The following is an 11792-nucleotide window of genomic DNA, read 5'->3' as shown; positions in this document are numbered from 1 at the left end:
CCCCGCGGAGCGGGATATAAAGCGCTGGCGCGCTTTATAGAGAATGCCTCCGCTGCGCTCCGGCAATTCCCGCGCAAGCGCGTGAATTGAATTCCGCGAGCGGAATTCTGAAAGGCGGAGCTATTCGCGCGAGCGCGAATAGGCGGAGTCCCCGCAAGCGGGTCCTCCTCTCGGCGGGTCGTCCGCTGACGCTCCCGACCCGAGCGGCTACGCCGCGCCAGCAGCAGTGAGGGGGTGGCGGGGCTCTGTGGGCGCCTGCGGGCAGGTCAGAGGCTTGGGGAGTCTAGGCCGGCACCCGTCGGGGAGGGGAGGTGCGGGCGGGCCTTGTGCGGGGGCTGGAGAGGCGTAGCGTATATGGAAAAGCGCGTTTCCAGGGCCGTCCGTGCGTGATGCGCGGGCGGCCCGCGCACGCGCCCTCCAATTTGATGCAGCATGTGCCGTTGGCGGATCGGGGTCACACCCCCGGACGATGCGTCATTTTGGCGCACCGCCCGACTCTGGAGTCAGCACACGAGCCCGATGCATCATTCTGAGTGCTGTGTAGGATCCGGGATTTTGGCGTACCCCCTCCCGGGCGGTGTCTGGGGCAGTGAATAGGTATGCATCCGGACCTTTCTGCGAGTGCTTGGCGGGCGCTTCTAGATGTCGAAGGGGAGCGGATCGCGGGCCGCGTTCCTGTGCTCCTCAAGTCGGCATTTCATGCACGGGTTGGGCCACACGTAGTCTTCCTCCAGCTCTCCGCCGCAGTGCGGGCATTTCCCGCAGTAGTCGTCTCCGCACGCTTCCCCGCAGTTGTCGCAGAGTTCTTCCTTTTCCATCTCTCCTGCTCTCTGTGCTTCCGGCCGATAGGGGAATGGCCCCGGACTGTAGAGTCCCGGGCCACGGTTTGCCAAAAGGCCCAAATGGCCGTGTGGTGGCGGCTGTCCGTGCGGGCCGCGTATCAGGTTAGGGCCGTGCTCCCGGGCATCGTCCGGCCTATAACGGCCTTCTCGTAGGCGCGTTGGGGCGCGGCTGTCTTTGCGGCTCTGTGTGGCCGTGGAAAGGCCGGTGGCCCCGGACCATTGGTCTCGGTGCCACCGGCCGGTAAGGGGGCTTCCTCACACGGTTTCTGAGGCGTCCTCATTCACTTCGGCGGGAGCACCGAATACGGATTCCAGTTCTTCGCGGGTGTACCAGGTGACGTTTTTGCGGACCTCTCCGGCGGGGAAGGGGATGCCTCGCTTGGCCATGTCGGACTTGGCCTGACGGGCGGCGCCGTACGTCTTGGGGACGATGCCGATGTCGCAAGCCTGGCGGAGCGTCCAGCGGTCGGGCTCGGGCTCCTCGTCCGCCAGGCGCTCCACCAGCTCGGCCATGGACGGGGTGCCGGCCTGGGGCTTGCCTGACACCGCAGACGTGTCAGAGACACGCTCTGACCTGGGCTTGGGGAGTGTTGTCGTCTCGGCGTCCATGTCAGTGTCAGCTGTCAGGTCGTCCGGGGTGACGTACGAGCCGCCGGGCAGGAAGTCCGCGACAGCAGCCGCGGAGTTGGCCCGCGCGATGTCCTCGGCCTCGATCCAGGGAGCCATCTCGCCCTGATCGAACCAGGCCGGGGCGGCCGGGCAGGCGTCCAGGAGACGGGCCACGTCGGGGGTGACGTAGGCGAACTGGATTTCCTCGACGCGCTCGGGCATCCCGTTCGCTCCGATCTTCTTCTTCTTGCGTCCCTTGGTGGAGATCACGCCCCGTCCGGGAATGGTCTCGTCATAGGTCAGCATGGGCGTGTCCGCGCCGTAGGCAACGGCCCATGAGGGGCGGGAGGTTTCGCCGACCACCATCTTTGTGCCGACCTGGTCACGGGCCATGGTGGAGCCGAATACGTCCATGCTGAACTGATGTGTTCCGACGGCCACGCGGTGGTTGCTGGATCGTCCCTGCATCAGGATGAGTTGGAACCAGACGAGGACCGGCGGGAATCCACGCTCCTTGATGATGTACTTCCACCAGGCGGCAACGTATTCGCGGAAGGACGGCAGTTCGTCAATGACGAGAAGTCGGCCGACGGGCTTTTTGTCTCCCTTGTAGTTCCTGTATTTCGCGCCGTTGTATTTTTCGGCGGCTTGCATTGAGGTGAAGAACTCCGCGATAGCCATCACGCAGTCGTATGTTTCCGTGTGGATTCGCACGCCGGATTTGCCGTCCGCCTCGACCATGCTGTTTTGCTTCGGGTCGATGACGGTAACCAGTTCTCCGGCCTGTCGGGCCACCACAATGGCGATATAGAGCAGCGTGGACTTTCCGGATCCGGTCTCTCCAGACACTCCGATGTGCGGTGTGGCGGTCGCCGTGTGGACGTAGCCGGGTCCGTCGTGGGTCTCGCCGTAGTACAGCTTTCGGGGGTCGCCGGTGCTCTGCCAGGACACCTCAAGAGGCAGCGGGGCGATCGGCTTCGGGGCCGTCTTGCGGGTGAAAACGGCGGTGATGTCCGTGTTCAGGGCGACGTCCGGGGTCATCGTCCACTCCCCCGGCATGCGGGTGCGGACGATGGCGGACAGCGTCTCGGGTTCCCCCAGCCAGCCGGACGGGATGCGGACGCGGATCTCGCCTGCCTCGGCGTCCACGACGTCCGAGACGGTCAGCCAGTCCCGCCGGGCCTCCCACTCGGGGACGCCGAGCAGACGGCGGACGGGGAGCCAGAGGCCGGGGCCGTACTCCGTGTCCGCGCCGGGGCCGGAGGCGTCGATGGTCCAGCGGACGAACCGTTCGCGGCCCCGGGTCTGCCAGTGGGCGACCCATGCGCCGGGGATGACCGCGTGCAGGACGTCGTGGAGCGCCTGGCGGTCGCGGTCGCTGCCCATGAGCACGTTGGCGGGGAGCCGCAGCATGATGGCGGCCCCGTCGGCGGTCTCGTCGTAGGGGAGCTCAAGCCAGGCCTGCATGACCGCGTCCTCATCGAGGCCGAGTGCCGGCCGCAGCGCGCGCCACAGGTTCGGGCCGTGGATGCCCGCGAACGTGGGCTCGTAGCCGCGCCACCACCGCAGGCCGTGCGGTCCGGTGACGGCGGCCGCCACCACCAGGAGCGGGGAGGCCAGGGCCGCCAGGACGATCCAGCCGCGCGCCTGCGGGGCGAGCAGCCAGGCGGAGACCAGCGCCACGGCGGCCACACGGGCCGTCAGGACCCCGGCTCGGGCCCAGCGGGGGTAGGAGCCGATCAGCCGCCCCATGGCGCGCAGGACGGGGCCCACGGCCGCAAGGGCGCGTCCGGTCGCGCAGGCCATGCGCCACAGGCGGCCCAGCCAGGTGGCCACGGTGACGACCGCGACGCCGAGCCACTCCAGGGCGCGCTGGCCGCGCCCCTGGTAGGCGTCCAGCCGCTCGAACAGCCGGGCCGCGTGCTTGCCCAGCCACATCGCGAACGGGGACGGCCCCGCGGTTTTCTCGAAGGTCGCGGCGGGGGCGGCGATGGCGCCGAGCTGCGCCATCGGGACGGCGGTCTCGGCCGTGTCGGTACGTGTACCGGGGCGCCACCAGGTGGCGTCGGACTTGGGCTCGCTCCACAGCGGACGTCCTGCCAGGAAGCGGGCGATCAGGCGGCCGAGTCGGCCCAGGGCGACGGCCAGGCCCTCGCCGATGGCGTCGGCGAACCCGTTGAACCCGGGCCGCTCCTTGCGGCCCTTGTCCTTGAGGGACCGGCCCCCGATGCCCGCCAGGGTGCCCACCGCGACAGCGGCCAGGACCACGAGGGTGGTCCACCCCTGGTTGGTGGTGGGGCGGTGCTCCCACAGCCAAGAGCCGATCGAGCCGAGCCACTCCCCCACCGACTCACTGAGGGTGGGCCCGGCCGGATCCGGCGCGGGCGGTGCGGTCGCCGTGTACGGCGCCGCTGTCTCGGTCATGCTCTGCACGCGTGGGTTCCCCTTCCATGCGGCGGACCGCCCGGCGGGCGGTGACTCTGGCAGGAGTCCTGCCGGGCGGTCCGGTCTGGTGATCGTGACTGGTGTGACTGACATGCACCCCCGGTTTTCGGGGGCTTGGTGCAGCGTGCGGGTCCGGGCCTGTGGATGGGGGAGACGGATCCCCTCACCCGGACCAAGTACGGATGATCTTGAGATCCAGACACGTTGTGACGTGGATCACTCGATCGGGCGACATTGGCCGCTCTCCTGCTACGGGTTCGCCGGACGCCTACGGTGTGACACCAAGTGACCTAGCTCACACGTCCGTTGTCACCGGATGGCTCACCGGTCACACCCGCCCCGCGTCCCGGATCGGTCACGGTGACCGGTCACCGGTCACCGGACCGGTCACCGGCGCAGCACCCGAAACCGCAGGCGGACGCGGCTGTGACCCCGTCTCCCAGGCTGCGTCCGGCCACAGCGGGAGCTGACCGGCCACCGGCTCAACCGGCCGCAGCGGGACATCGGTCACGGCCCGCCGGGGACGGCGCGGACGGCGGCTCACCGGCCGTCCTCGTCCTCGTCCCACTCCCACCCGGCCCAGTCGGCCACGCGGTCCGCCTGCTCCTGGCCCCAGTCGGCCACCGTGCGCCGGGTGCCGGCCGACGTCGCCAGCAACGGCGCCTTCTCCACCACCGCGTACGCCAGGCACGCGGCCACGCCTGTGGCCCACGTGGACGTCCAGGGGCTCGTCTGCGGCCCGTGCAGCAGCGCGTTGGTCACCACGCCCGCCACCAGCAGCGCGTTGCCGGAGACGTTCACCAGCACCCACACCGCGATCCGCGCGGGCCAGAACCGCCGCTCGTACTCGTCGTGCTCGTCCATGTCTGTCCCTCCCACGGGGTGAGCCCCGGGGCCGGATGTCCGGCCCCGGGGCGATGGTCTGCCTACTTGCGGTACTTGCGGGCGGCCTTCGCCACGGCCGCCTCGAACCGAACGGCCTCCCGCTCAGCGGCGACCTTGGCGCGGGCCGCGTCCTCGATCCGCTCCCGCTCGCACGCGGCGGCCTTGACCGCCTCAAGCTGCCGATCGATCTTGGCGGGCCCCTGCTTGACCGCACGGGCGATCAGCCACGTGATCTTGGCCTTCTCGGTCGCCGTGTACTCGCGGGGCTCGGGTCCGGACATCAGCGGGTCTCCTTCGTGGCCTTGATCGTGAATCGAACGGTGGCGTCCAGACCGGACAGCTCCGGTCCGGCGAGCTCCACCAGGAGCCGCGCGCAGACGGCCAGGACGGACTCGGACTCGGTCAGCACGGTGCGGCCGTGACCGGCCACCCACGCGTCCACGTCGGTGAAGTCCGCGGTGAGGGTCCACTCGTGCTCGCCGGGGGCCAGCAGGCGCGGCGCGCTCACCGGCCCCGCCTCCAGCGGCTCACCTTGGCGGTGGCCTCCGCGTGCCGGCTGCGTTCTGCAGCCGCCTCCGTGGCGCCCGTGGTGGTGGCGGCCCACTTCTTCGCGCGGGCCGCACCACGGCGGGCGTAGTACTCGTCCTCGGGGGTCGGCATGTCCGCCACCCGGCGGCCGAAGAGCCCCATCACCGCACCGCCTTCCGGCGCGCTTCCTCGCGGACCGCGAGCGGCCAGCCGACCGCCCACCCGGCCGCCACGGCCACCACGGCCGTGGCGGGGGCGGGGAGCCCGGCCGCCAGGAGCACGGCCGCGACGATCCCCATCAGGGCCCACAGGCCCACCAGCACCCGCAGCGCCCACACCGGACGCACCCGGGCGCTCACAGGTACGCCCCCGTCCCCGAGTCGGTGTCCGTCTCGGCGGCCCGCTCGGCGGCCCGCACGCGGCGGACCTCCCGCTTGATCGCGTCAACCGTGACCGGCCGGTCCATCAGGACCGACAGGCGGGCGGCCATCACGGCCGGATCGGTGATCTGCGCGGCGCGCAGCTCCCGGACACCGGCGGCGATCGACGCGGGCCGCTGGTCCGGCACCCGGTCACCCCGCACGCCGCCGGGGGCAGGTGCCTCCGGCGCCGGGGCCGTGACCTGCACCGGCTCCTCGGCCGGACGGACGTCCGGCTCCCGCCGCACGGCCGCCTCGACCCGATCGACGGCCCATGCCCGGTCCGCCTCCGTGGCGCCGGGGTCGGACGTCACCGCCCGGTACAGGGCCAGCGCCTCCCGCTCCCGCTCGTCCGCGTCCTGCTCCGCCGTGACCGGCCGCGCCTCCGCCTCGATCGCCGGACGCTCCGCCTTCAGCGCGGCCAGCTCCGCCCGCAGCACGGCCAGCTCCGCCACGGCGGGGTCGGCCGGCACCGCGTGCGCCTGGTGCTCGCGCTCGATCGTCACCGTGGGCGGGACGTCCTGGTGCTCGACGGTGACCGTGGGCCCGGCCGCCACGGGGGCGATCCGCTCCCACGCGTCCCGCCGCAGCGCGGTCCACGCCTGGCGGCGCCACAGCACCCAGATCAGCGCGGTGAGCGTGCGGTGTCGCAGCTCGAAGACCACCTCGAAGGAGAGCGGCGCGGCGGCCAGGACCACGGCCGTGGTCCACCCTCCGAGTGCCACGCCGTGCGCACCGTTGACGACGGACGACGCGATCAGCGCCGCCATCATCACCAGCCGGGCGCCCCCGGCGGTGTGCGGGGCCGAGCGGCGGGCGTACACCTGCAAGCCCGCCGCGAGCGCCACGAGGTCGAACACGCCGACCCCGAGGCAGGCGACCCACACCGGGGCCCCGGCCTCCATCAGCAGGGTGGCCAGAGACCACCCGGACAGACCGAGGGACGCGGCGGCCAGGAGCACCAGGAGCCCGTCCGTGATGTTCGCGTGCATCGGCCGCTTCGGCCTCGGCTCGCGCCGGGGCTTGGGCGGCTTCACCGGCATCGGGGCCACCGGCGGGCGCCCGGACTCGAACCCGTTCATCGGGCACCGCCCCGCGCCTCGTCCAGCGCGGCCAGCAGTGCATCGGCCTGCGCCTCACCGGCAAGCCTGTCGGCCTCCCGCTGCGCCGCCGCCATCGCCAGCAGGCGCTCGGCCTGCAACGCGCCCAGCTCCTCCGGCGTCATCGGGCACCGCCCGACAGCTGCGCACGCAGCGCCTCGGCGGCCTGGCGGGCGGCCTCGGCCGCAGCAGCGGCCTCGGCGGCCCGCGCCATCGCGGCGGCCGTGGCCACCTCGTGCGCGGGGTTGTACGACTGATCGATACGATCCGTCACAGGACCGCACCTCCTGGTCTCTTCAGGGGTGTCGTCTCAGGCCCCCGGCGGTGTTGGTAGCACCGGCCGGTGGGCCGTTTTCAGTTGTGGAGACGGGAGCTGACAGCTCCCCTCACCGCCCGGCCGAAGCCAGGCGGATCGGGCAACGGGTCAGTGACCGTCCCGCTCGTACGCCTCCGCCATCGTCTGCACCAGACGACGCGTCGCCTCCTCCTGCGCCAGCGCCTGCTGCCTCAGCGCCTCCGCCAACGCGGCTGCCTGCTGCTCCTGCTCGCTCATCTGACTCCCCTCACCACCAACCGGATTGACCCGGTTGACATAGGAATGCCCGGGGCGTTCCGGGCAGTTCGCCCGGTTGGCCTGACGAGAAGAACGCTACGGCATCAAACCCTTGGAAACAAGTTCCGAGTCTTGCGGTTTGAATCTGTCGCCCAAGGGTCGGAATCCCTATACTGACCTGCATGTCTGAGATTCCGGAAGAAACGCAGGCTGCTGCCCTGCGTGCGGTCGTGGCGGCAGCAGCCGCCCGCGACGAAGCCCAAGAGTTCCTCGCTCAGCGCGTGGCCGAACTCCAAACCGCAGCCGTTGCGGCCGCCGAAGTCGGCGCCGCTCGTACCCGCATCCGCGAGCTGGCCAAGGTCAGCAGCAAGACGCTCTACACGTGGCTGCAAGACGCTGGCCTAGACGTCCGACCGCAGCAGTCACGGCGGTGAACGCCGTCACGGACGACTCGCTGCACTTCGGTGCCGACCCGCACGACCCGAACGGCACCGCGGATTGCGGCACCTGCGCGGGGGAGGGCACGGTGCTGGCCCCGCCGCGCCCGTGCCCCGAGTGCCACGAACGCCAGCTGCTGCGCAACGGCTGGTGGGCCAGCGGCCCCGGTCCCGAGCGACTCGCCGCCAAACTCCGCGCCATCTGACCCGAGGGGGGAACCTCATGTTCGGCAGGAAGAAGAGCACCACGCCCACCGCCACCACCGCCCCGGCCACCCCGGCCGGGACCGAGCCCGACGACGACGACCGCTCGTTCATGTGGCGGTTCGGCGACCTCGACGACCCCGCCCCGGGCGCGTGGACCACCGACCCCGCCATCACCGAGCGGACCGGCCGCTGATGGGCGCCATCCGCGACGCACTCGACCGCGCCCGCCAGGCCGCGACCACCCGCCCGATCCCGGCCCGGGCCGACACCCGGCTCGCCTTCCTCCTCAAGTCGGAGAAGGGGAGCACGGCCGCCGTGGCGGCCCGCCTCGGCGTCACCCAGCGCACCGTGCAGCGCTACCTCAAGGGCGACCGCGCCCCCAACGCCAAGGCCGCCGCCGCGCTGGAACGCGAGGTCCGCAAGGACTGGCAGCCCAAGGTGAAGGCGCGCGCGGAGAAGCAGGCAGCGGCCCGGGGGATCGTGGTGGAGACCCGCGCCCGGTTCGGTTTCCGCGCCCCGGCCGGCACCACCGACGACGGCCGCCTGCGCCGGATCACCCAGCACATCACCCCGGAGAACAGCGCAGCGGCGTTCGCCGCGTACCGCGCCGGAGCCAGTGAAGACGAGCTCCAAGCGATCGTCGGCGGCGCCCTCGGGGAGTCGTACTTCCGCGACGGCGGCCGACGCGCCCAAGGACTCGACGTCGAACTCACCGACATCGACTACATCGACTTCGGCTTCTGAGCGACGGCAAGGGGGAGACACATGAGGTACTGCATTACTGCACCGGCGGGTTACTGCATTACTGCACCAGCCGGGCAGTTGCTCCGCAGGTCAACGGCTCTTTTGCAGGTCATCGGCGATCGCTGCGGCCAGCTCCGGATCGTCCTCCATGCGCCGGATCAGAGCGCGCACCACCTCGGCCAGCGGGAGGTCTGGAACGCCGATCCGCTCCCCCGTCCGGGCCACCCGGCGCTTGAGTCGGCGGTGCAGGTCCGGGGCGAGGTCCACGGTGATCCGCACAGGCTTGGTGCGCACCGCACCCCGGCGAACCTCGGGCTCGGGAGCGGCGGGCCGCTTCACGTCGCTGCGGCTGGTGGCGGCTCGGGCCAGGCGCTCCGCGCGCGCTGCGGCGCTCTCGCGGGCGTTCACCGGCCTGCCCCGTCACGGGCCAGGAGCTCGGTCGCCAGCTCGTCGTATGCAGTACCTACTGCACTGACCGGGCCGCCGAAGCTCTGGGAGTACAGCTCAAGGCGCGGCACGGTCGTACTGAGCACGTCATGCCCCAGGTCCGTGAGCACCTTGCGAGCCGCCGGACCCGAGGCCGCGTTCGTGACCACGCGGTTCAGCAGCACACAGGCCCGCGCCTCATCCGCGCGGACCGCCGCCATGTCCTCAATCTCTCCCTTGATCGGCCCCATCCGGTCCAGCTCCACCCCGGCCGGGGCCACAGGGATCACGATCTCCCGCGCCCAGCGCATCGCGGACCTGGCGATCCCCGCGTGGTCCTCGACCTGCGGCACGTCCACGATCGCCACGTCACAGCCCCGGGCGAAGTCCCCCACGCGCCGGTGCAGGTCCTTCACGGGCAGCCCGGCCACGGGGAACGGGAAGCCGTCCGCGAGGTCGGACCAGCGCAGCGAGGACGCCCCGGGGTCAGCGTCAGCCAGGAACGGCCTGAGCCCCCGGGCATGGAACGCATGGGCCAGCCAGACGGCCGACGTCGTCTTGCCCGTACCGGGCTTCAAGTTGATGAAAGCAATGGTCAGCACGCGCGTACGGTACCGCGCCCGTTACTGCACTACTGCGAGAACGCCACCACCACAGACCTAACCGGCTGCTGAGTGGCCGTCACGGCTTGTCCGGTCCCAGGCGTAGCCTGTGGCCCACCTAGATCAGCTCCAGAAAACGCCAAAGGCCCGGATCGAGTAGCTCCGTGAGTTACCAGCTCACGGATCGATCAGGGCCCCGGCGTGACGTCCTAAGTCGTTGCCGAGTGTAGGGGAGATTTCTCCCCCCGCACCACAGGGCAGCGGCGCACCGCCCCCATCCCGGGGGCAGGAAGGCCCGCCCGAGTGACCCAGACCCGCCCCGCCCACAAGCAGGCCCCGCCCACTGCCTGCGGCTCCTGCGTCAGGATCGACGCAGTCCTCCGCCAGCACGCACGCCGCGCCCTCGGCCAGCCGATCACCGGCGCCGCCATCGCCGCCGCCGCCGGAATCTCCCGCCAGAAGGCGCTCGTCCACGTCCGCTACCTGATCGAGTGCGGGTGGGTGGAGGCCGACGGCCGGACCCCGGTGGTCCCGTGCCCCGCCACGCCGACCACGGCCGCCGCCGCACAGCGCCGCTCCCCGCTGGAGTGGGCTGCCGGCCTACCGCTGTCCTGCCGCACCTGCGGCCGGATCGTCATCGTCCTCGCCTCCCAGGCCGGGGACGACTGGCACGTCCAGCTCGCCGAGCAGGAGATCGCCGCCGCACTCGGCATCGCGGAGCGCACCGTCCGCGACCACGTCGCCGCGCTGACCGGGCGCAGGCTGCACGCCCGCCACGCCCAGGAGGCGCCCTTCCTGCGCGGGGAGCGGGTGGCGGAGACCGGGGGCCGCGGTGGCCTCCGGTGGGTGTTCCTCGACGGCAAGCGGCGCGATGGCGCCCTGGTGGAGCTCTACACCCCGGAGGAGTACCGGGCGCTGCGGAACATCGCGCTCGACGTCCTCGCCCAGGCCCCACTCCTCACCGCAAAGATGACCGCCCGCGAACGCACCGGCGCGGCCGAGCTGCTCGTGATCCCGCGCCTGCACATCGGCTACCCGCCCGCCGCAGTCCTCGCCGCCATGACCTACTCCACCGACCACGAGGAGACCGTCAAGGGCCACGCCTTCGGACTGATCCGGTGGCGGCTCACCCAACGGGCGCCCATGACCGGCTACGTGGCGCTGGCTCAGGAGGCGTACGACACAACCCCGTCCGTCCGCGACTGCGCGGGCGGATGCGGCGGCCGCTTCAAGGCGCCCCAGCACATCACGCACTGCGCGGATTGCCGCCGCCGGGAAGCGGCGGGCATCTCCATCGACGTGGCGGACGACGCCATCGCCCGGCGCCTGCGCCAAATGCGGCTCACTGGAGAGACGTTGCGGGTGGGGCAGGAGCTGTACGCCTGAGACCCCCTCAGGGCCCGCCACCGGCCCCGTCATCCGCCTCCCGGATGGCGGGGCCGCTCCATGCCCTGAACGGCGCTCAGACGGCCGCCAGGCGCCCCGCGTTGGGTGTCACCCAAAACGTCCGGGGTGGGTTACACCCTCTGACCTGCGAAAACGTCGGGTTGTCCACAGGAACGGCACCGCCCGGCTCCCCAATTCGCGGCGCAGGGTTAAATCCACGGTTAAAGTGACCGCCAAATGGGCGCATATTCGCCCAAATTGGGTGTCACCCAAATCTGCCGGGGTCCGCCCAACCCTCTGAGCTGCGGAAACGGCTGGTTATCCCCAGAATCGGCGCCCCAAATCCACAAGCATGGGTGACACCCGTCCACACATGGGTTACACCCTCTGACCTGGGAAAAGGCCTGTTTTCCCCAGGGGGGTGTCACCCAAATCTGCCGGGCTCCTAGGGAAGACAGGTTGGCTCGGTCGGAAGAACGCGGGCGCGGCAGCGCTCGCGTTCGGCCGCCGGGCCGGCACCGGCTGCGCGCTTGCGCGCGGCCCGCGAGGCGCGCCAGCGCCTCGACGCACTCTTATGCGCGTCAGCGCATAAGTACCCGCTCCGCGGGG

17 protein-coding genes are annotated in these 11792 nt (G+C 71.3%); 5 read left to right on the top strand and 12 right to left on the bottom strand.

All coding sequences use genetic code 11. The features are described from left to right. Nucleotides 1-1097: 1097 nt before the first annotated feature. From ACFY0D_RS39955 to ACFY0D_RS39910, 10 genes are all read right to left on the bottom strand, one after another. Nucleotides 1098-3884, bottom strand: coding sequence for a hypothetical protein (locus ACFY0D_RS39955; RefSeq protein ID WP_390802769.1), 2787 nt, complete (start codon nucleotides 3882-3884; stop codon nucleotides 1098-1100). A gap of 552 nt (nucleotides 3885-4436) precedes the next feature. Further along, nucleotides 4437-4760 carry a hypothetical protein gene (locus ACFY0D_RS39950; RefSeq protein ID WP_390802768.1) on the bottom strand — a complete coding sequence of 108 codons (324 nt, stop codon included), beginning with the start codon at nucleotides 4758-4760 and terminating at the stop codon, nucleotides 4437-4439. A 62-nt stretch (nucleotides 4761-4822) separates the two neighbouring features. Then, nucleotides 4823-5062: a hypothetical protein gene (locus ACFY0D_RS39945; RefSeq protein ID WP_390802767.1), complete on the bottom strand. Its 240-nt coding sequence runs from the start codon at nucleotides 5060-5062 to the stop codon at nucleotides 4823-4825. After that, nucleotides 5062-5289 carry a hypothetical protein gene (locus ACFY0D_RS39940; RefSeq protein ID WP_390802766.1) on the bottom strand — a complete coding sequence of 76 codons (228 nt, stop codon included), beginning with the start codon at nucleotides 5287-5289 and terminating at the stop codon, nucleotides 5062-5064. Before ACFY0D_RS39940 ends, ACFY0D_RS39945 begins: the two co-directional genes overlap by 1 nt. Further along, nucleotides 5286-5471 carry a hypothetical protein gene (locus ACFY0D_RS39935; RefSeq protein WP_390802765.1) on the bottom strand — a complete coding sequence of 62 codons (186 nt, stop codon included), beginning with the start codon at nucleotides 5469-5471 and terminating at the stop codon, nucleotides 5286-5288. The genes ACFY0D_RS39940 and ACFY0D_RS39935 overlap by 4 nt, the downstream gene beginning before the upstream one ends. Continuing rightward, nucleotides 5471-5668: a hypothetical protein gene (locus ACFY0D_RS39930; protein WP_390802764.1), complete on the bottom strand. Its 198-nt coding sequence runs from the start codon at nucleotides 5666-5668 to the stop codon at nucleotides 5471-5473. Before ACFY0D_RS39930 ends, ACFY0D_RS39935 begins: the two co-directional genes overlap by 1 nt. Then, nucleotides 5665-6810, bottom strand: coding sequence for a hypothetical protein (locus ACFY0D_RS39925; RefSeq protein ID WP_390802763.1), 1146 nt, complete (start codon nucleotides 6808-6810; stop codon nucleotides 5665-5667). Before ACFY0D_RS39925 ends, ACFY0D_RS39930 begins: the two co-directional genes overlap by 4 nt. Further along, on the bottom strand, nucleotides 6807-6953 hold the full coding sequence (locus ACFY0D_RS39920; protein WP_390802762.1) for a hypothetical protein: 147 nt from the start codon (nucleotides 6951-6953) through the stop codon (nucleotides 6807-6809). Before ACFY0D_RS39920 ends, ACFY0D_RS39925 begins: the two co-directional genes overlap by 4 nt. Continuing rightward, nucleotides 6950-7102, bottom strand: coding sequence for a hypothetical protein (locus ACFY0D_RS39915; protein WP_390802761.1), 153 nt, complete (start codon nucleotides 7100-7102; stop codon nucleotides 6950-6952). Before ACFY0D_RS39915 ends, ACFY0D_RS39920 begins: the two co-directional genes overlap by 4 nt. A 150-nt stretch (nucleotides 7103-7252) precedes the next feature. After that, nucleotides 7253-7381 (bottom strand): hypothetical protein, encoded by a 129-nt coding sequence (locus tag ACFY0D_RS39910; RefSeq protein ID WP_390802760.1) that lies wholly within the window; start codon nucleotides 7379-7381, stop codon nucleotides 7253-7255. 182 nt (nucleotides 7382-7563) lie between these two features. Here ACFY0D_RS39910 and ACFY0D_RS39905 point away from each other — a divergent pair, with 182 nt between their 5' ends. The 4 genes from ACFY0D_RS39905 to tpg are packed head-to-tail and all read left to right on the top strand — an operon-like array spanning nucleotide 7564 to nucleotide 8769. Continuing rightward, nucleotides 7564-7815 carry a hypothetical protein gene (locus ACFY0D_RS39905; protein ID WP_390802759.1) on the top strand — a complete coding sequence of 84 codons (252 nt, stop codon included), beginning with the start codon at nucleotides 7564-7566 and terminating at the stop codon, nucleotides 7813-7815. Beyond that, nucleotides 7812-8024, top strand: coding sequence for a hypothetical protein (locus ACFY0D_RS39900; protein WP_390802758.1), 213 nt, complete (start codon nucleotides 7812-7814; stop codon nucleotides 8022-8024). Before ACFY0D_RS39905 ends, ACFY0D_RS39900 begins: the two co-directional genes overlap by 4 nt. 17 nt (nucleotides 8025-8041) lie before the next feature. Further along, nucleotides 8042-8218 carry a hypothetical protein gene (locus ACFY0D_RS39895; RefSeq protein WP_390802757.1) on the top strand — a complete coding sequence of 59 codons (177 nt, stop codon included), beginning with the start codon at nucleotides 8042-8044 and terminating at the stop codon, nucleotides 8216-8218. Next, the gene (gene tpg / locus ACFY0D_RS39890; protein WP_390802756.1) at nucleotides 8218-8769 is read left to right on the top strand and encodes a telomere-protecting terminal protein Tpg; all 552 of its coding nucleotides are present in this window, start codon (nucleotides 8218-8220) and stop codon (nucleotides 8767-8769) included. Before ACFY0D_RS39895 ends, tpg begins: the two co-directional genes overlap by 1 nt. A 90-nt stretch (nucleotides 8770-8859) precedes the next feature. Here the strand turns inward: tpg and ACFY0D_RS39885 are convergent, their stop codons facing one another. After that, the gene (locus tag ACFY0D_RS39885) at nucleotides 8860-9177 is read right to left on the bottom strand and encodes a hypothetical protein (RefSeq protein WP_390802755.1); all 318 of its coding nucleotides are present in this window, start codon (nucleotides 9175-9177) and stop codon (nucleotides 8860-8862) included. Beyond that, nucleotides 9174-9797 carry a hypothetical protein gene (locus tag ACFY0D_RS39880; protein WP_390802754.1) on the bottom strand — a complete coding sequence of 208 codons (624 nt, stop codon included), beginning with the start codon at nucleotides 9795-9797 and terminating at the stop codon, nucleotides 9174-9176. Before ACFY0D_RS39880 ends, ACFY0D_RS39885 begins: the two co-directional genes overlap by 4 nt. A gap of 303 nt (nucleotides 9798-10100) precedes the next feature. On the opposite strand from ACFY0D_RS39880, the gene ACFY0D_RS39875 reads away from it, so the two are divergent. Next, nucleotides 10101-11183 carry a hypothetical protein gene (locus tag ACFY0D_RS39875; RefSeq protein ID WP_390802753.1) on the top strand — a complete coding sequence of 361 codons (1083 nt, stop codon included), beginning with the start codon at nucleotides 10101-10103 and terminating at the stop codon, nucleotides 11181-11183. The last annotated feature ends 609 nt before the right edge of the window (nucleotides 11184-11792 follow it).

This window comes from Streptomyces sp. NPDC001502, assembly GCF_042894785.1.
Classification (GTDB): domain Bacteria; phylum Actinomycetota; class Actinomycetes; order Streptomycetales; family Streptomycetaceae; genus Streptomyces; species Streptomyces kutzneri.
Note: the sequence above shows the minus strand (reverse complement) of the source record. Positions and strands in the feature narration are given on the sequence as shown.